Consider the following 17,300-nt stretch of genomic DNA (forward strand, 5'->3'; position numbering starts at 1 on the left):
GTTGCAGGCGCCGGATTGGCGATCTTATTGGGCGGGTCTGGCCGACAGGGCCAGGGTGTACTGGGCGGCGCGGCCTTCGTCGGTCAGCGCTTTCCTGAACGCCCAGATACTGCTTTCGAAGTGCAGGGGAATGCTGGGCAGGTCGATCCGCAGCGTCTGGGGGGCGGCCTGGGCCAGGGCGGTGGGCGCACCGCCTGCCATGGCGGCCGCCAGCGTACAGGCGGACAAGGCGCTGCGGATGAAAACGTTTGCGGACATTGCGTTCCCTTGGGGCCTTTTTATGTATGGCGGGGCGCCGTCGAGGGGGCCCCGCCTGGTCAGTCAGGCGATGGGCTGGGCCAGCCGTACGACGGTGACGCCGGCGCGCAGGTTGGCGGTGGACGGCATGATCAGCACGCAGTTGTCATAGGGCGTGGTCACGGCCTCGCCCTCGGACCAGCCGATGACGGTGCCGGCGCGCGGCAGCGTTTCCAGGCCTTTCCAGGGCTCGGCGAAGCGGAAATCGGCGCTTTTGGCGGCCACCGCGTGGGTCACGCGCAGGGCGCGCTGGGCGCTGGCCTGGGGCGCGATCCAGTCTTGGGGCAGGTCGGCTTCGTCCACCGTGCCGGCCGCGATCAAGAAGCGCGCCATCTGGTCGACCGCGACGCCGCGGGCCTCGGGGGCGCCGTGGAAGCCGCATTCGATCAGCAGCGAACGGGTGCCGTTGTCGCCCGCTTCACCGAAACGGCCGTAGTCGCGCATGCGCACGCCGGCGGCGTGCCCGGCGTCGGCAATGATGGTGGCGGGATTACCCAGCGCCAGGGCCAGGTCGATGTTGCGTTGTTCCAGGCCGGTCAATTGCAACGGCACGTCGGAATTGCTCATCGAGTGGAAATCCAGCAGCCACTCGGCCTGGGCCACCCAGGGGCGGATCTCGGCGGCGCGGCGGCGTTCCTGGCTGATCGGCTGGGCCAGCTTGTCGTCGCTCCAGACACGGTTCATGTCTTCGTCGACAAAGCGCGCCGGGGCGTAGTTGGCCGGGTCGAAGCGGTCGAACGCGGCCAGGTTGCAGAACGCCAGCGTCAGCGAACCGCGGCGCGGGCGCAGGCCCGCGGCCAGGGCGTCTTTCAGGGCCCAGGCGCCGCACAGCTCGTTGCCGTGGATCAGGGCGCTGAGCATGACGCGCTTGCCCGGCACGCCGGAGTCGAAATGCCAGACGCCCGGCGTATCCGTATTGCCCAGGCGTTCGGCCGACAGATCCGGACAGGCAAGCAGAAAGGGGCGCGGACGGGGCGCGGACGAAGACAAGGACATGGGAACTCCGATCAAGCGAAGGGGATTGTATAGGGGATGACGGCAGAGGGCGGTCAGGCGGCGGTCAGGTAGGGGTTGAGCGCCCGCGTTGGGCCACGATATCCGCGCCTTGTTCGCCCAGGTCCCAGAACAGGCCCGCCATGACGGCGGCGGCTTCACGCGCCACGGACGCCAGCAGGTGCTCGTCCGGGCCGTGCTGACAGCAGGCGGGGTAGGAATGGGGCACCCACACCGTAGGCAGGCCCAGCACTTCGGAAAACGCGTCGTTGGGCACCGTGCCGCCCAGGTTGGGCAGCAGCGCCGGCGTCTTGCCGGTGGTGGCGGCCAGCGAGGCCACGGCCCAGCGGGCCCAGGGATCGTCGGGGTCCAGCCGGGTCGCGGGCGTGCCGCGGCGCATGCGGATGGCCACTTGCGTCAGGCCGTGCGCATCCAGATGGCGGCGCAGGATGGCTTCGGTCTGGCGCCAGTCGGTGCCGACCACGAAACGCAGATTGCAGGTGGCGCTGGCGCGCGGCGGAATCGCGCCCACCGGGTTGTCCGGGTTGCCGGTCTTGTAGGCCAGCACTTCCAGCGTGTTCCAGCCGAACAGGCGTTCGGCCAGCGACAGTCCCGGTTCACCCCAGTCGGGATCGATATCGGGCGCGTCGTCGTCCAGGCCAACCTGGATGCTGGCCAGCGCCTGGCGCACCGCGGGCGGAATGGCCGGGGGACGCAGGCCGTCGACCCGCAGGCGGCCGCGCGCATCGACCAGGCTGGCCAGCGCGTTCGCCAGGATGATGCCGGGGTTGGGCAGCACGCCGCCCCAGTTGCCGGAATGGTGGGCGTGGCCGCGCAGGTCCACCACCAGGTCGAACAGCAGCGTGCCGCGCGAACCCAGGAACAGGGTCGGCAGGTCGGCGGCCAGCCGCGGACCGTCGGAGGCGATGAAGACGTCGGCGGCGAGCAGGTCGCGCCATTGGTCGCAGGCCTGGTGCAGGCCAGGCGAGCCGACCTCTTCGCCGCATTCCACCAGCATGCGCAGGTTGAAGCCCAGGCGTTGCCTGCGTTCGGCCAGCACCTGTTCCAGCGCGGCCATGTTGATGCAGTACTGGCCCTTGTTGTCGGCCGTGCCGCGGCCGTACCAGCGGTCGCCTTCGGCGGTCAGTTGCCAGGGGGCCAGGCCGTCGCGCCATTGTTCGTCGTAGCCGCGCACCACGTCGCCATGGGCATACATCAGCACGGTGGGCAGGGCCGGATCTTCCAGGCGCTCGCCGATCAGGAAGGGCGGGCCGCCTGCCACGGGGTTGTCTTTGACGTGACAGGAAAACCCCAGCCCTTGCAGACGCGGCGCCACCGCCGTGCGAAGGTAGTCGTACAGCGCGTCGCGCTGGTCGGGATTCTGGCTTTCGGTGCGGTAGGCGACCAGGCTGGCCAGGTCGCGTTGCAAGGCGCCGCTTTCGGCGTAGGCGGCCGCGCGGCCGACGGCGGCGGCACGGCTGGCGCTCGGGACTGCTGCTGACACGGACTTCCCCTTATCTGGACGGACGCGTCGTGCGCGCCTGCCTGCATCGTTGCGCAAATTCTAGGATCAGGGAAGCTTTCTCTACAATTAGAATATTTATCGATAGCTTTGCATAAAAGGCAAAGCTTCATCCCGGCGCTTCCCCACCTACAAGGGTTGAATATGCACGGCATTGCCTTGCGCTATTTTGTCGAGGTTGCCCAGGCAGGCAGCTTGAGCGGGGCGTCCGAGCGCCTGCATGTGGCCGTGTCGGCCATCAGCCGCCAGATCGCCAAGCTGGAAGAAGAGGCGGGCGCGCCCTTGTTCGAACGCGCCGCGCGCGGCATGGTGCTGAGCGAAGCTGGCCGATTGCTGCTGGCGCACGCCCGCCGCACCTTGTTGGAATCGGAGTCCGTACTGCAGGAAATCGCCGCCCTCAAGGGCATGGCGCGCAACGAGATCCGCATGGCCGCGGTCGAAGGCGTGGCACGCATTTTCCTGCCGTCTTCCATGGCGCGCTTTCGCCGCGACTGGCCCGACGTGCGCTTTGACCTGCACGTGGGGGCGCCGTCCGACGTGGCCCGGCGGGTCGCCGAAGGCAGCGTCGAGTTGGGCATGACCTTCAATGTGGAACGGATCGCTGGTGTCAGCGTGCGCTATTCGCGCCGGGCGCCGGTGCATGCCGTGATGGCCGCCGGCCACCCCTTGGCCGGGCGGCAGAGCGTCAGCCTGCAGGACCTGGGCCGCTATCCGCTGGCATTGACCGGGCCGGGCACCACCACCCGGCACCTGTTCGAAATGGGCTGCCTGCTGGAATCGGTGCAGCTCGAACCCACGCTGACCTGCAACGATTCCTCGCCGCTGCACGGCTTCGTGTTCGGTTCCGACGCCATCATGCTCAGCGGCTATATCTCGGTGGCCTGGAGCCTGAAGCGTGACGAACTGGTGGCGGTGCCGATCTCCAATGCCGAACTGCAGTCGCGCACCTTGCAGATCTACGTCATGCAGGGGCGGGTGCTGCCGCCCAAGACCGAGGCCTTCATCGCCCTGCTGTCGCGCGAGCTGGATCGGCTGCTGGACGACGGGCCGGCGCCCTGACGCATCGCGGCATCGGCACGGCGATGCCGCGGCCAACGAAAAACGGCTGCCCCTCGGGGCAGCCGTTTTTCGTTGCACGAAGCCGGATTACTTGGCGTCGGGCTTGACCGAGGTGGCCAGCGTGAACTGGTCGCGGCGGCCTTCGTAGGTGATGCCCTTGCGGAAGGCCCAGATGCTGCTTTCGAAGTGCAGCGGGATCAGCGGCACGTTGTCCAGTGCGATCTGGGTGGCTTCCTGCAGCAGCTTTTCACGCTTGGGCGCGTCCACCGTCACGATGGCCTGCTTGTAGACCTTGTCGAAGTCGGCGTTGGTGAAGCCGCCGTAGTTGCTGGTGCCCAGGCTGTTGGGCGAGTCGAGCGAAGCGACCCACAGCTGGAACAGCGCCGAGGCTTCGCCCGTTTCCGCCGGCCAGCCGCCCATCGAGAAGCTGAACTCGCGCTTGGCGCGCTTGGGGAAGTAGATCGAGGCGGTCATGGCGTCGACGTTGGTCTTGATGCCGACGCGGGCCAGGTACTGTGCCACGGCCTGGGCAACCTGGCCGTCGTTGACGTAACGGTCGTTGGTCGACGACAGCGTCAGCTCAAAGCCGTTGGGGTAGCCGGCTTCGGCCAGCAGCTTCTTGGCGCCTTCGGGGTCGTACTTGATTTCGGGGGCCTTGGGCAGCGCGCCGAACATGCCGTCGGGCATGTATTGGTAGGCCGGGGTGGCCATGCCGTCCATGATGCGGGCGGTGATGGTCTTGCGGTCGATGGCCATCGAAATGGCCTTGCGCACGCGCAGGTCCTGCAGCGGGTTCTTGCCGTCGGCGGACTTCACGAACGGGCTCGGGTTGCGCGCCACGTCGGGCTGGAAGAACACCAGGCGGGTCGAGGGCGTGGCCACGAAACCGAACTTGGGGTTGTCCTTCAGGCGTTGCAGGTCGCGCGCGGCCGGGTTTTCGATCATGTCGAAGTCACCCGACAGCAGGCCGGTCAGGCGCGGGCCCGCGGACGGCACCGGCACGAACTTCACTTCCTTCCAGTAGGGCTTGGGGCCCCAGTAGTTTTCGTTGCGCACCAGTTCGATGCCGGTGCCCTTGACGTAGGACTTCAGGGTGTACGGGCCGGTGCCGATGGCGTCCTTGCCGTTGTTGAAGTCAGCCACCGTCGGCCACGGGCCGGTCACGCCGCAACCCTTCTTGGGATCGAACGTCAGCTTGCCGTGCTCGACGATGCCGTTCCAGACGATCGGCAGCGAGCGCGCCAGTTCGGCGGGCATCAGCGGGAAGGGCGCGCCGGTCTTGATGATGACGGTGTGCGCATCCGGCGTCTGCACGTCGGTGATCAGCTTGGTCGTGTCCATGTAGGACTGCGACACGTTGGTCTCGTTGTTCAGCGTGCGGCAGATGGTGAACAGCACGTCTTCGGACGTGAACGGCTTGCCGTTGGAGAACTTGACGTCGTCGCGCAGCTTGAATTCCCAGGTCAGGTCATCCAGGTTCTTCCAGGACGTGGCCAGCGCGGGCACCAGCTTCATGTCGGCGCTGCGGCCCACCAGCGAGCTGTAGACGTGCGCCGAGAAGGCGTCGTTCTGCGTCATCTTGTGGTAGTGGGGGTCGGCCGAGGTGGGTTCGGCGGACAGGCCGATCTTCAGCGTCTGGGCCTGGGCAGCGGCCAAGGGAATGGCGGCGGCCACAAGGGCCAGGGTGGTGCGCAACTTCATGGTGACAACTCCGGATGGGGAACGAACCGGATCGTGCAGGCGGGGGGAACAGCGAGGGGGCCAACCGGGAAACAGGACGTCGGCCGGGGGGGCTTGCGGTGTTTTTGGCGCCAGCACGACGGCAAGGGGCCGATTATCGGTAGGGGCTTCGCGCGCTGTCAATGCGCGCCGGGTCGACGCTAGGGTAAACGCCGAGAGGGGCAACGCCGGTGCGGCGGCGCCCAAAATGCCAATCGCCCCAGTGCGAGGCGGTCCCGCTTCGGGACGGCTTCGCGCTGAGGCGACAGGGAATCTTGCTACGGTATTGCGTGGCAGAGGGCGTCGCGGGGGCCCCGCAAGTGGGGCCGGCGCGGCGCGATGGCGCCCGGTGAGGGGAAGGGCTTGGAAGCCCCGGGCGCCGGGATCGACACAACTGGCGCCGCGTGGGCGGCGGGCGTTGCGTCTACAGCACGCTGGGTGAAATCGCGGGAGATCGGTCGCGATTCAGCCCGGCGCGGCTGTTCTTACCACTGCGAGCCGGAGAAGCGCGAGCTGGCGGCGCGGGCCTTGTTCATCGATTCGTTGACTTCGTCGATGAAGGCGAACACGCCAGCGACGGCGGCGGCGATTGCCTGGCCGGCCTTCTTCAGGTTGGTCAGCGGGTGGGAATTCGGTTGGTTCTCGAGAGCGCCGCGGAGCAGGTCACGCTCCAGCGCGTCGGTCAGGCGGGCAGTGTGGTTCAGGGTCAGTTCGCTCATGGTTTGCTCCAGTCCGTTTCGTCTTGGTGAAAACCATTATAGGGAAAACCCTAAATCGAACGCAATGTGTTTTTAGGGGAAAACCCTAGTATGTTGTAAAAATGTTTTTTGCCGCAGGGACTTAGCCAGGCCAGCCAGGGCATCAGCCGCCGTTGCGCAGGCGCCGGGCGGCATCCGCCAGCTCGCCCGCGGTCAGTCCGATCGGGCCGATGCCCTGGGCGACCAGCGTGTCGGCGGCGGCTCCGTGCAGCCAGACCGCCCCGGCCACGGCCTGGTCCAGGGGCAGGCGCTGCGCCAGCAGCGAACCGAGCAGGCCAGCCAATACGTCCCCGGTTCCTGCCGTGGCCAGCCCCGGGTTGCCGCTGGTGTTGCGGCGCCAGGCGCCGTCCGGGTTGCAGACGATGCTGCCGGCGCCTTTCAGCACCACCCACGCTGCGTGGCGCCGCGCCAAGGCCTGGGCGGCGGCCGGTCGGTCGGCCTGGACGTGGGCGGTGTCCGTGCCGAGCAGGCGGGCCGCTTCGGCCGGGTGCGGGGTCAGCACCACGGGGCCATCGCCCCAGTTGGGCTGCACGGCGCCCTGGGCCAGCAGGTTCAGGCCGTCGGCGTCCAGCACCAGCGCGGCGCCCTGGCGCAGCACGAACAGTTCGGACAGGGCATTGGCCGCCTCGATGCCCGTGCCGATGCCGCAGCCAGCCACCCAGGCGGTGACGCCCCAGCCGCCTTCCAGCAGCGAGCGTGCATCGCGCAGCATCAGTTCGGGTTGCAGGGGGTCGCAGGCCAGCGGCGCGCTCTCCTGGGCAAAGCCCACCAGCACCTTGCCGGCGCCGGCCTTCAGGGCCGCGCGGGCCGCCAGCAGTGCCGCGCCCTCCATGCCGCGCCCGCCGCCCACCACGCCAACAGTGCCGAAACTGCCCTTGTGGGTGTCCTGGCCCCGCGGGGCGAACAGGGCGGGCAGGTCGTCGCGGCGGATCTCGCGGGCAGGAGCGATGGTGGGGGTGTTCATGGGCTGAGGTTCCTGGTCAGGGTGGCCGTGGTGGCGCATGCCGTATCCACTATAGTGCCCAAAAACGCGCGGCCTTTCGCCCGCGCCACCGGAGAAGACAATGACCGACATCACGCTGGAACACTATTCCGCCTATGAATCCCTGAAGCTGCGCCGGCATCCCAACGGCGTGCTGGAACTGATCATGGGGTCCAAGGACGGCAAGCCGGGCAAGCTGTCCACGGCCGATGACCGCATGCACCGCGAACTGGCCGACATCTGGCGCGACATCGATACGGACCCGGACACCCGGGTGGTGGTGATCCGCGGCGAGGGCAAGGGCTTTTCCGGCGGCGGCGACCTGGATCTGGTGCAGCAGATGGCCGATGACTTCGACGTGCGCACCCGCGTGTGGCGCGAGGCCCGCGACCTGGTCTACAACATCATCAATTGCAGCAAGCCCATCGTGTCGGCCATGCACGGCGCCGCGGTGGGCGCGGGCCTGGTGGCCGGCCTGCTGGCCGACATCTCCATCGCCGCGCGCGACGCCCGCATCATCGACGGCCACACCCGCCTGGGTGTCACGGCCGGCGACCACGCTGCCATCGTCTGGCCGCTCTTGTGCGGCATGGCGCGCGCCAAGTACTACCTGATGCTGTGCGAAACCGTCACGGGCGAAGAAGCCGAACGCATCGGCCTGGTGTCCCTGTGCGTGGACGAGGCCGAACTGATCGGCCGCGCCTTCGAAGTGGCCAACCGCCTGGCGGCCGGTTCGCAGACCGCCATCCGCTGGACCAAGTATTCGCTGAACAATTGGCTGCGCATGGCCGGCCCCACGTTCGATACGTCGCTGGCGCTGGAATTCATGGGCTTTGGCGGCCCGGACGTGCGCGAAGGCGTGCAGTCGCTGCGCGAACGGCGGGCGCCGAATTTCCGGCCGGATTCGCCGTTCTGAACCCTATTTCTTGAAGAAGGCTGCGAAGGCGGCCTGCGCCTCTTCCGTCTGGAGCCGGGCGCGGAACTGCTGCGCCTCGTAGTCCAGCGTTTCCTGGATCGCCTGGCGGTCCGGGCGCTTGAGCATGGCTTTGGTCAGGCGCAGCGCCGCGGGCGGCTGCCTGGCCAGGCTGGCCGCGGTGTCCTGGGCAGCCGCCAGCGCCTGGCCCTTGGCCGTGACGGCGGTGGCCAGGCCGGCGTCGCAGGCCTCTTGCGCCGAGAACGCCTTGCCTTGCAGCAGCCATTCGGCGGCGCGGCGGGCGCCGGCCAGACGCGGCATCAGCAGGCTGGATGCGCCCTCGGGGCACAGGCCCAGCGCCACGAAGGGCATGCGCAGCGTGGCGCCTTCGCCGATGTAGACGAAATCGCAATGCTGCAGCAGCGTCACGCCGATGCCGATGGCGTAGCCTTCGACTGCGGCGATGATGGGCACATCGGCCTGGGTCAGCGCGCGCAGGAACGTCAGGCCGGCGCTGTCGCCGGCGCCGCGCTCCGCCTGGAAGTCGCGCAGGTCGTTGCCGGCCGTGAAGTGTTCGCCCGCGCCGGCCAGGATCACCGCGGACACCGAGGGGTCCGCGGCGGCTTGCGAGATCTGCGCCGTCAGCGCGGCATAGGTGGCGGTGTCCAGCGCGTTGCGGCGGTCCTGGCGATCGATCACCAGCGTCAGCACCGCGCCTTCGCGGGAAACCTTCAGGCCGGCGCTCATGCGTAGGTCCTGCCTGCCAGTTGTTCCTTGGCCTTGGCATATTCCTGGCGCAGCGTGTCGACGATCTGCCGCGTGGGCTGCACGCTGGCGATGCCGCCCACGCCCTGGCCGGCGCCCCAGATGTCTTTCCAGGGCTTGACGCGGCTGGAGCCGAAATTGGACGCGCCGCTGTCGGGCTGGGGCAGGTTGGCGGGGTCGAGCCCGGCGGCCGTGATGCTGGCCTTCAGGTAGTTGCCCGGGATGCCGGTAAAGAACGGGGTGTAGAGAATGTCGGACGCGCTGGCCTCTACGATGGCCGACTTGTAGCCGTCGCTGGCGTTGGCTTCGTCGCTGGCGATGAAGCGCGTGCCCATGTAGGCGAAGTCGCAGCCCATGGCCAGCGCGGCCAGCACGTGTTCGCCGGCCGTGATGGCGCCCGACAGGATCAGCGGGCCGTCGTAGAAGCGGCGCACTTCGGACACCAGCGCGAACGGGCTGAGCGTGCCGGCATGGCCGCCCGCGCCCGCGCACACCAGGATCAGGCCGTCGACGCCCGCTTCCAGCGCCTTTTCGGCGTGGCGGATGGTGGTGACGTCGTGGAACACCTTGCCGCCCCAGTCGTGCACGCCTTTGACCAGGTCGCCGGGCGCGCGCAGGCTGGTGATGATGAGCGGCACGCGGTGGCTGGCGCACACGGCCAGGTCTTGCTCGAGCCGGTCGTTGGACTGGTGGATGATCTGGTTGACGGCGTACGGGGCCACGGCGGCGCCGGGGTGGGCCTCGCGGTACGAGGCCAGGCCGGCTTCGATTTCGTCCAGCCAGTCGGTCAGGAGGCTCTGGGGCCGCGCGTTCAGCGCCGGAAACGAACCGACGATGCCGCTCGTGCATTGCGCAACGACCAGTTTCGGGTTGGACACGATGAACATGGGGGCGCTGATGACCGGCAGGGACATCTGGCCATACAAATCAGTCACTAGTGAGTGGGGCATAGCGTCGTCGCGTGAAGTTTCGGGGAATCGCGCAAGGGTGGCTTGAGCGGCGGGAACGGATGTGCCTATAATTACCTACCGACCGTCCGGTAATTAATTAATCTTTATTTAACGGCAAGCGCCGAACTGCTGTCAATGGAAGGGACCCTACCAATGGTCCGCTATTGAAGAAGCCGGCGCCGCCCCACCTGGCCCCTTCATGCCGACCTCTGCTGCCCCTGCTTCCAAACGTGCCCGCGCCGGCCGGCCGCCCACCATGGCGGCGCCGCGCGAACGCATCCTGGCCGAAGCCGCGAAGCTGTTCGCGCGCAGCGGCTACGACGGCAGTTCGGTGTCGGACCTGGCCGCCGCCATCGGCGTGTCCAAGGCGGCGATCTACCACTACTTCACGACCAAGCAGGACATCTACGACGCGATCATCCTGGCGGTGCTGAACGGCCTGACCCAAAGCGTGGGGCAGGACGTGGCGCGGGCCGAGGGCGCGGCCGACCGGCTGCGGGCGTTCATGGTGGGCCACGCGCGCTATTTCGAGCAGCACCACGCGGAGTTCGTGACGATGCTGATCGGCTATTCGGGCATGGCGCTGCCCGAACGCGAGGACGCGGCGCGCCTGCGCGACGGCTACGAGAAGCGGCTGCGCGAGGTGATCGCGCAAGGCGTGGCGGATGGCGCCTTCCGCGCGCTGGACGTGCCGGCCACGGGCCGCGCGGTGCTGTCGATGCTGAACTGGATGGTGCGCTGGTACAAGCCCGGCCAGGGCGACAGCGCCGAGACGATCGCCGCCGGCTATTTCGATTTACTGGTTGGCGGCCTGCGCGCCTGAGCGTGGCCGCCCCACACCCTGAGAGACCCTGATCATGGCCCTGGATACCGAAACCCTGACCCTGTTGCTGGACGCCGTGCGCCGCTTTACGCACGAACGCCTGATCCCCGCCGAAGACGAGCTGGCCGCCAGCGGCCAGGTGCCGCCTGACATCGTGGCCGAGATGCGCGAGCTGGGCCTGTTCGGCCTGTCGATTTCGCCGGACTACGGCGGCCTGGGCCTGACGATGGAAGAAGAGGTGCGGGTGGTGTTCGAGCTGGGCCAGACGTCGCCGGCATTCCGCTCGCTGGCGGGCACGAACATCGGCATCGGTTCGCAGGCGATCGTGCTGGCCGGTACGGACGAGCAACGCGCACGCTACCTGCCGCGCCTGGCCAGCGGCGAGCTGATCGGTTCGTTCGCATTGACGGAGCCGGACGCGGGCTCGGACGCGATGGCGCTGCGCCTGTCGGCGGAACGCGACGGCGACCACTATGTGCTGAACGGCACGAAGCGCTACATCACGAACGCGCCGATCGCGGGCCTGTTCTCGGTGATGGCGCGCACGGCCCCGGAACGCCGCGCGGCGTCGATTTCATGCTTCCTGGTGGAAGCCGGCACGCCGGGCCTGATCATCGGCAAGCCAGACAAGAAGATGGGCCAGGCGGGCGCGCTGACCAGCGATGTGGTGTTCGACAACTGCCGCGTGCCGGCATCGGCATTGCTGGGCGGCGAGGAAGGCAACGGTTTCAAGACGTCGATGCGCGTGCTGGACAAGGGCCGTCTGCACATTTCGGCGCTATGCGTGGGCATTGCGGACAGGCTGTTGAAGGACGCGGTGCAGTATGCGATGGATCGCAAGCAGTTCGGGCAGCCGATCTCTGAATTCCAATTGATCCAGGCGATGATTGCCGATAGCCAATCGGAGCTTTACGCGGCGCGTTGCATGGTGCTGGATGCGGCGAAGATGCGGGACCGGGGCGAGAACACGACGATGCAGGCGGCTTGCTGCAAGCTTTTTGCTACCGAGATGGTGGGGCGTGTGGCGGATCGGGCTGTGCAGATTCATGGGGGGGCTGGGTATATGTCGGAGTATGCGGTTGAGCGGTTTTATCGGGATGTGAGGTTGTTCAGGATCTTTGAGGGGACTTCGCAGATTCAGCAGCTGGTGATTGCTCGGGAAGTGATCAAGGCGCAGGGGTAGTTTTTTTTCTGACGTGATGGGTTGTTGTGCGTCGAGTTGTTCTTCGTAGGTCGCCCCTGGCGGCGGTGGCTTGCGGAGCGGGCGCCCACGATTGCGGTCCGGCGCGCGGGCGCCGGACTTGCCTAGGCGGCCCCCCCCTTCGTCATCCTCGTACGCCTTCGGCTATCTACGGATTCCCTCGGGCGCATCGAGGTTGCCCGCTCCGCAAGCCACCGCCGCCAGGGGCTACGGTTTTCGAGAATTGTCGCGCTGCTAGACCCGTGGTCAGGGAATGAAACCTACAGGGTCGCCAAGCCGCGGCCGCGCGGGCGGCCACGTTTGGCATTCGTGTTGCTGACTGTGTTGTGGGTGCGCTTCGCGCTGTTGCAGATTGGTTTTCTAATGGTTTCTCAGTCAGGGGGGAGGGGCGGTGATGGGCGGCGCGGCAGGTACTGGTTTGCGCATGGCGAACGTCTCGCGCGCCGCCCATCCGGCGGTGGGGCGGTGGTGCTCGATGGATTGCATCGGCGCCAACAGCCAGCATCGTCACCCACACGCGATAGCGGCATCGGCGCACGCAAGACGACGCGTAAGCCTTGTAAGGCCGCCCGCGCGGCCGGCACGAGGCGGGCATCGTCCCACCCCGCCCACCCCCCCCCTCGTTCGACGCCAGAATGCCAAGCAAACCGCCCGCTCCAGTGCCCTCGAAATTGCAGCTATTGCAGCTCTGCGGGGTGTGGGTGGGGGTACGCGGGGCGTGTAGATGCGCCCGAGGGAATCGGAAGGCAGTCGCCGGAGGCGACAACGACGATGACGAAGGGGCAGTCCGGAGCGAAGGCTCCGGACCGCAATCGTAGCCCCGCGTACCCCCACCCACACCCCGCAGAGCGTGTTAAGAACTCCATCCGACACCAAACCACGTAACCGTCCGTCGCCCGACCACCCAAACGCCACATCAAGCCCCCACCGGCTAATATCCCACTTGACCTATCACTCTTGCCGCGAAAGATAAAAAATGTCGCAACGTCCTGCTCCTCTTACTGGTGTGCGTGTGTTGGATTTGACTCGTGTGTTGGCGGGTCCGTGGTGCACGCAGAACTTGGCCGATCTTGGGGCCGAGGTCATCAAGATCGAACGGCCCGGCGCGGGCGATGACACGCGTGCCTGGGGGCCTCCGTATCTCAAGGATGCGGCGGGCAATGACACCAGCGAGGCGGCCTACTACCTGTCTGCCAATCGCAACAAGTTTTCGGTCGCGCTCGACATCGCGTCGCCGCGTGGGGCCGAGCTGGTGCGCGAATTGGCGTTGCAGAGCGACATCCTGGTCGAGAACTTCAAGGTTGGCGGGCTTTCCAAATATGGGCTGGATTACGACAGCCTCAAGGAAATCAATCCGCGCCTCATCTATTGCTCCATCACCGGGTTTGGCCAGACCGGGCCTTATGCCAGCCGTCCGGGCTATGACTTCATGATCCAGGGCATGGGCGGGCTGATGAGCATCACTGGCGAGCGCGACGATCTGCCCGGGGGCGGGCCGCAGAAGGCGGGCGTGGCGGTGGCGGATCTGATGACCGGCATGTATTCCACCGTCGGCATTCTGGCGGCGCTGCATGAGCGCTCGGTCAGCGGGCTGGGGCAACACATCGACATGGCGCTGCTCGATTGCCAGGTGGCCATGATGGCCAACCAGAACCTGAACTTCATGACGTCCGGCAAGGCGCCGCGGCGGGCCGGCAATGCGCACCAGAACCTGGTGCCGTATCAGGTCTTCGCGGCCAGCGATGGCCACCTCATCGTGGCCGTGGGCAACGACAGCCAGTTCCGCAACTATTGCGGCGCCATTGGTTTGCCCGAGCTGTCGGCGGACCCCCGTTTTTCCACCAACCCGCAGCGCGTGAAGAACCGCGAAGAACTGGTGCCCTTGCTGGTCGAGCGCATGGCCACGGGGGCGCGTGATTACTGGCTGGCGGCGCTGGAAGGCGTGGGCGTGCCGGCCGGGCCCATCAATACGCTGGACCAGGTCTACGAAGATCCGCAGGTGCTGGCGCGCGGCATGAAGCGCGAGCTGCCGCATCCGGTGGCCGGCACGGTGCCGATGGCGGCCAGTCCGCTGAAGTTCTCGGGCAGCCCGGTGCAATACCGGCGCCCGCCGCCCATGCTGGGCGAGCACACGGCGCAGGTGCTGGCTGAAAAGCTGGGCTTGTCCGCCGAAGAAATCCAGGCGCTGGCCCAGGGCCAGGCCTGAGCATGATGGCCGCGCGGCGCGTGCCGCCGCGTGGCTGCAAGCGCCGCGGCGCGCGAACACTATTCCCATTACAGGCAGGAGAGAGTTGATGACGGAGATTCAAACCATCGGCGTCGTGGGCGCCGGGGCCATGGGGCGGGGCATTGCCCAGATCGCGGCGCAAGCCGGTCTGCGCGTGCGCCTGTACGACACCAGCGCCGACGCGGTGGCGGCGGCGCGCGAATCGTTGCGCCAGACCTGGGACAAGCTGGCCCAAAAGGGCAAGCTGTCGGCCGCCGAGGCGCAGGCCGCACTGGATCGTGTCGAGTCGGCCACGGCGCTGACCGACATGTCGCAGTGCCAGCTGGTGGTCGAGGCCATTGTCGAGCGCCTGGACGTCAAGCGTGACCTGTTCGCCGCGCTGGAAGGCGTGGTGGCCGATGACTGCATCCTGGCGTCGAACACGTCGTCGCTGTCCATCACCGCCATCGCCGCGGCGTGCAAGCGGCCGCAGCGCGTGGCCGGCTATCACTTCTTCAACCCGGTGGCGCTGATGAAGGTGGTCGAGGTGATCGACGGCCTGCGCAGCGCGCCCGAAACCGGCGATGCGCTGGCCGAACTGGCGCGTCGCATGGGCCACACGCCTGTGCGCGCCAAGGACATGCCCGGCTTCATCGTCAACCATGCGGGCCGCGGCATGAACACCGAAGGCCTGCGTGTGGCGCAGGAATCGGTGGCGACCTTTGCGCAGGTGGATGCCATCATGCGCGAGCAGGCCGGCTTTCGCATGGGGCCGTTCGAACTGCTGGACCTGACTGCGCTGGACGTCTCGCACCCGGTGATGGAATCGATCTATCGCCAGTTCTTCGACGAGCCGCGCTTTCGTCCGTCGCCCATCACCACCGTGCGCCTGGCCGGCGGGCTGATCGGCCGCAAGGCCGGCGAGGGCTTCTATACGTATGTCGACGGCCAGAAGCAGGTGCCCGCCGAGCCGCCCGTGCCGGCGTTGCCGCAGGGCCTGAAGGTCTGGATCAGCCCCAAGCAGCCCGAAGGCTATGCGCGCGCCACGGCACTGCTGGAAAAGCTGGGCGCGCCGCTGGTGTCCGGCGCATCGCCGGCATCGGATGCGCTCATCATCGTCACGCCCTTTGGCGAAGACGTGTCCACGACCGTTTCGGCACAAGGCCTGGATGCCTCGCGCACCGTGGGCCTGGATACGCTGCAGGCCTTTGACACGGCGCGCCGCCGCAGCATCATGGTGTCGCCGGCCACGCAGGACAAATGGCGCGATGCCGCCCACGCGCTGCTGGCAGGCGATGGCGTGCCGGTGTCGGTGATTCAGGATTCGCCGGGCTTCGTGGCCCAGCGCATCGTGGCCATGATCGTCAACATCGCGGCCGACATCGCACAGCAGCAGATCGCCACGCCCGAGGACATCGACCGTGCCGTGACGCTCGGCCTGGGCTATCCGGTGGGCCCGCTGGCGCTGGGCGATGCCCTGGGCGCCGAGCGCATCCTGGAAATCCTCAAGAGCATGCAGCGCGTCACGGGTGACCCGCGCTATCGCCCCAGCCTGTGGCTGCAGCGCCGCGTGCAGCTGGGCATGTCGTTGTTGAAGGCATCCGCCGCCGACTGATCCCCGTCTGGCTGTGCGCCATGTAAAAAGCCCTTCGATTTCTCGAAGGGCTTTTTCTTGCGGGGGCGTGGTGTGCCTGGCGGCTTGCGTGCGCCGCGGCACACGCGACGTGGCCGGGATGTGGCCTTACTTGGCGGCGTCCACCATGTACTGCACGGCCGCGCGGATGTCGTCTTCCGAGGCGTTGGCCGCGCCGCCCTTGGGGGGCATCGGCGGCTTGCCTTGCATGGCGACCTTGACCATCGCGTCCATGCCGGTCTTGATGTAAGGGTCCCAAGCGGCCTTGTCGCCGAACTTGGGCGCATTGGCCACGCCGGTGGCGTGACAGGCGAAACAGACGCTCTTGTAGAGCTTTTCGCCGGCCGGATTGACGGCGGCAGTGGCCTGCGCGGGGGCCGGTGCGGCAGCAGCCGCAGCAGCAGCAGGGGCCGGAGCCGGAGCCGCCGCCGCAGGGGCAGCCGCGGCGGGGGCCGCTGCAGCGGGCGCTGCGGCGGGCGTGGCGTCGGCTTCCTTCTTGGCGCCTTCTTCCGCGGGGGCGGCCGGTTCGGGCAGCGAGCCGCCGGACTTGTTGGCCATGTAGACCACGGCGCGGGCGACTTCGTAGTCGGACAGCGTGGGGTTGCCCCCCTTGGCCGGCATGCCGCCCTTGCCGTGCAGGGCCACGTTCATCATGGCGTCAAAACCGGACTTGATGAAGGGTGCCCAGGCGGCGTTGTCGCCGATCTTGGGAGCACCCGCCACGCCGGCGGTATGACAGGCCGTACAGACGGCCGCAAAGACTTGTTCGCCCGTCTTGAAGACCTTGGGGGCGTTGGCGTCGACCAGCGAGAAACCGGCGACCGGGGCAATGCGTTTGGTGACGGCTTCGTTGGACAGGGTGTCCGAGCCGGCGCCTACCTTGGTGCCTGATACGACCAGATTCACCAACAGGATGATGATCGCGATGGGCACCACGAAGGATAGGACGATGGTGACGACCAGTTGCTTCGGGGTCTTGATGGGGGAGGAGTGCTCTTCTATGTGTTCCTGCTCGTTGCTCATGACCAAATCCTGCTAACGGGTACCGGGGGCGCCTGGCGGCGGCAACAGAAAATCAGTACTGCACAAAGGGCGGCAAAAGCAGACCGCCTTGCAAGCAAACGCTGGATTATATAACGGTGTCATGGACACACGTCCAACCCCCGGACACGGGTTTTCGCGGAGTTTTCCCTAGGGTTTGATCTGCTTCATGCAGATTGCGCAAAACTAGGTACAATACCGCCTCCTTGCGCTGCGCCCGTAGTTCAATGGATAGAATGAGAGTTTCCGAAGCTCTTGATACAGGTTCGATTCCTGTCGGGCGCGCCACCGCTGCGCTTTACCCCCTCCCTTGAAGTCCCCCTTCCAGCTTTATTCAAGCCTTGTCTTTGCCGCCTTCGAGCCAGCCTCGAATATGCCGTGGCCGATGCATGCTGCCTGGTCGTCGCAATACTGAAGCTGGCGGTTCGTTGCCATGAC

15 protein-coding genes and 1 tRNA gene are annotated in these 17,300 nt (G+C 67.2%); 7 read left to right on the forward strand and 9 right to left on the reverse strand.

What is annotated here, in order from left to right; genetic code table 11:
* Positions 1-24: 24 nt before the first annotated feature.
* The 3 genes from ACUDP5_RS01925 to ACUDP5_RS01935 all read right to left on the reverse strand — a co-directional run bounded on the left by ACUDP5_RS01925 (position 25) and on the right by ACUDP5_RS01935 (position 2,794).
* Complete coding sequence (locus ACUDP5_RS01925; RefSeq protein ID WP_445659233.1) at positions 25-258, reverse strand: hypothetical protein; 234 nt, start codon at positions 256-258, stop codon at positions 25-27.
* 63 nt (positions 259-321) lie between these two features.
* Positions 322-1,293 (reverse strand): succinylglutamate desuccinylase/aspartoacylase domain-containing protein, encoded by a 972-nt coding sequence (locus ACUDP5_RS01930; RefSeq protein WP_263915780.1) that lies wholly within the window; start codon positions 1,291-1,293, stop codon positions 322-324.
* Positions 1,294-1,357: 64 nt separating this feature from the next.
* On the reverse strand, positions 1,358-2,794 hold the full coding sequence (locus tag ACUDP5_RS01935) for a M20 family metallopeptidase (protein ID WP_445658039.1): 1,437 nt from the start codon (positions 2,792-2,794) through the stop codon (positions 1,358-1,360).
* A gap of 162 nt (positions 2,795-2,956) precedes the next feature.
* Between ACUDP5_RS01935 and ACUDP5_RS01940 the strand changes: the two genes are divergently transcribed.
* Positions 2,957-3,871: a LysR family transcriptional regulator gene (locus ACUDP5_RS01940; protein ID WP_263915782.1), complete on the forward strand. Its 915-nt coding sequence runs from the start codon at positions 2,957-2,959 to the stop codon at positions 3,869-3,871.
* An 87-nt stretch (positions 3,872-3,958) separates the two neighbouring features.
* Here the strand turns inward: ACUDP5_RS01940 and ACUDP5_RS01945 are convergent, their stop codons facing one another.
* The 3 genes from ACUDP5_RS01945 to ACUDP5_RS01955 all read right to left on the reverse strand — a co-directional run bounded on the left by ACUDP5_RS01945 (position 3,959) and on the right by ACUDP5_RS01955 (position 7,312).
* Entirely contained in the window at positions 3,959-5,572 is a 1,614-nt protein-coding gene (locus tag ACUDP5_RS01945; protein WP_263915783.1) for an ABC transporter substrate-binding protein, read from the reverse strand.
* A 503-nt stretch (positions 5,573-6,075) separates the two neighbouring features.
* Entirely contained in the window at positions 6,076-6,309 is a 234-nt protein-coding gene (locus tag ACUDP5_RS01950) for a hypothetical protein (RefSeq protein ID WP_006392557.1), read from the reverse strand.
* Positions 6,310-6,451: 142 nt separating this feature from the next.
* Positions 6,452-7,312, reverse strand: a complete 861-nt coding sequence (locus ACUDP5_RS01955; protein WP_445658040.1) for an NAD(P)H-hydrate dehydratase — start codon at positions 7,310-7,312, stop codon at positions 6,452-6,454.
* Between the two features lie 100 nt (positions 7,313-7,412).
* Between ACUDP5_RS01955 and ACUDP5_RS01960 the strand changes: the two genes are divergently transcribed.
* The gene (locus ACUDP5_RS01960; protein WP_263915785.1) at positions 7,413-8,246 is read left to right on the forward strand and encodes an enoyl-CoA hydratase/isomerase family protein; all 834 of its coding nucleotides are present in this window, start codon (positions 7,413-7,415) and stop codon (positions 8,244-8,246) included.
* A 3-nt stretch (positions 8,247-8,249) separates the two neighbouring features.
* On the opposite strand, the gene ACUDP5_RS01965 is transcribed toward ACUDP5_RS01960, so the two are convergent.
* Both ACUDP5_RS01965 and ACUDP5_RS01970 read right to left on the reverse strand, forming a co-directional pair.
* The gene (locus ACUDP5_RS01965) at positions 8,250-8,990 is read right to left on the reverse strand and encodes an enoyl-CoA hydratase-related protein (RefSeq protein WP_263915786.1); all 741 of its coding nucleotides are present in this window, start codon (positions 8,988-8,990) and stop codon (positions 8,250-8,252) included.
* Positions 8,987-9,958, reverse strand: a complete 972-nt coding sequence (locus tag ACUDP5_RS01970) for a nitronate monooxygenase family protein (protein WP_263915787.1) — start codon at positions 9,956-9,958, stop codon at positions 8,987-8,989. The genes ACUDP5_RS01965 and ACUDP5_RS01970 overlap by 4 nt, the downstream gene beginning before the upstream one ends.
* Positions 9,959-10,157: 199 nt before the next feature.
* On the opposite strand from ACUDP5_RS01970, the gene ACUDP5_RS01975 reads away from it, so the two are divergent.
* The 4 genes from ACUDP5_RS01975 to ACUDP5_RS01990 all read left to right on the forward strand — a co-directional run bounded on the left by ACUDP5_RS01975 (position 10,158) and on the right by ACUDP5_RS01990 (position 15,803).
* A complete protein-coding gene (locus ACUDP5_RS01975; RefSeq protein WP_175193624.1) occupies positions 10,158-10,781 on the forward strand; it encodes a TetR/AcrR family transcriptional regulator in 624 nt (207 codons plus the stop codon).
* 34 nt (positions 10,782-10,815) lie between these two features.
* A complete protein-coding gene (locus ACUDP5_RS01980; RefSeq protein ID WP_445658041.1) occupies positions 10,816-11,964 on the forward strand; it encodes an acyl-CoA dehydrogenase family protein in 1,149 nt (382 codons plus the stop codon).
* A 994-nt stretch (positions 11,965-12,958) separates the two neighbouring features.
* Entirely contained in the window at positions 12,959-14,188 is a 1,230-nt protein-coding gene (locus tag ACUDP5_RS01985) for a CaiB/BaiF CoA transferase family protein (RefSeq protein WP_445658042.1), read from the forward strand.
* An 88-nt stretch (positions 14,189-14,276) separates the two neighbouring features.
* Positions 14,277-15,803 carry a 3-hydroxyacyl-CoA dehydrogenase gene (locus ACUDP5_RS01990; protein ID WP_445658043.1) on the forward strand — a complete coding sequence of 509 codons (1,527 nt, stop codon included), beginning with the start codon at positions 14,277-14,279 and terminating at the stop codon, positions 15,801-15,803.
* A 126-nt stretch (positions 15,804-15,929) separates the two neighbouring features.
* On the opposite strand, the gene ACUDP5_RS01995 is transcribed toward ACUDP5_RS01990, so the two are convergent.
* Positions 15,930-16,844: a c-type cytochrome gene (locus tag ACUDP5_RS01995; protein WP_445658044.1), complete on the reverse strand. Its 915-nt coding sequence runs from the start codon at positions 16,842-16,844 to the stop codon at positions 15,930-15,932.
* A 231-nt stretch (positions 16,845-17,075) separates the two neighbouring features.
* Here ACUDP5_RS01995 and ACUDP5_RS02000 point away from each other — a divergent pair.
* Positions 17,076-17,150: transfer RNA gene (locus ACUDP5_RS02000), tRNA-Arg, on the forward strand.
* Positions 17,151-17,300: the final 150 nt, after the last annotated feature.

This window comes from Achromobacter sp. NCFB-sbj8-Ac1-l (assembly GCF_052695805.1).

Excerpts from the sequence above, each read along its gene's own strand:
- ACUDP5_RS01925 (WP_445659233.1), bottom strand. The coding sequence starts at position 258 with ATGTCCGCAAACGTTTTCATCCGCAGCGCCTTGTCCGCCTGTACGCTG.
- ACUDP5_RS01970 (WP_263915787.1), bottom strand. The coding sequence starts at position 9,958 with ATGCCCCACTCACTAGTGACTGATTTGTATGGCCAGATGTCCCTGCCG.
- ACUDP5_RS01945 (WP_263915783.1), bottom strand. The coding sequence starts at position 5,572 with ATGAAGTTGCGCACCACCCTGGCCCTTGTGGCCGCCGCCATTCCCTTG.
- ACUDP5_RS01975 (WP_175193624.1), top strand. The coding sequence starts at position 10,158 with ATGCCGACCTCTGCTGCCCCTGCTTCCAAACGTGCCCGCGCCGGCCGG.
- ACUDP5_RS01950 (WP_006392557.1), bottom strand. The coding sequence starts at position 6,309 with ATGAGCGAACTGACCCTGAACCACACTGCCCGCCTGACCGACGCGCTG.
- ACUDP5_RS01965 (WP_263915786.1), bottom strand. The coding sequence starts at position 8,990 with ATGAGCGCCGGCCTGAAGGTTTCCCGCGAAGGCGCGGTGCTGACGCTG.
- ACUDP5_RS01995 (WP_445658044.1), bottom strand. The coding sequence starts at position 16,844 with ATGAGCAACGAGCAGGAACACATAGAAGAGCACTCCTCCCCCATCAAG.
- ACUDP5_RS01940 (WP_263915782.1), top strand. The coding sequence starts at position 2,957 with ATGCACGGCATTGCCTTGCGCTATTTTGTCGAGGTTGCCCAGGCAGGC.
- ACUDP5_RS01960 (WP_263915785.1), top strand. The coding sequence starts at position 7,413 with ATGACCGACATCACGCTGGAACACTATTCCGCCTATGAATCCCTGAAG.
- ACUDP5_RS01955 (WP_445658040.1), bottom strand. The coding sequence starts at position 7,312 with ATGAACACCCCCACCATCGCTCCTGCCCGCGAGATCCGCCGCGACGAC.
- ACUDP5_RS01980 (WP_445658041.1), top strand. The coding sequence starts at position 10,816 with ATGGCCCTGGATACCGAAACCCTGACCCTGTTGCTGGACGCCGTGCGC.
- ACUDP5_RS01985 (WP_445658042.1), top strand. The coding sequence starts at position 12,959 with ATGTCGCAACGTCCTGCTCCTCTTACTGGTGTGCGTGTGTTGGATTTG.
- ACUDP5_RS01930 (WP_263915780.1), bottom strand. The coding sequence starts at position 1,293 with ATGTCCTTGTCTTCGTCCGCGCCCCGTCCGCGCCCCTTTCTGCTTGCC.
- ACUDP5_RS01990 (WP_445658043.1), top strand. The coding sequence starts at position 14,277 with ATGACGGAGATTCAAACCATCGGCGTCGTGGGCGCCGGGGCCATGGGG.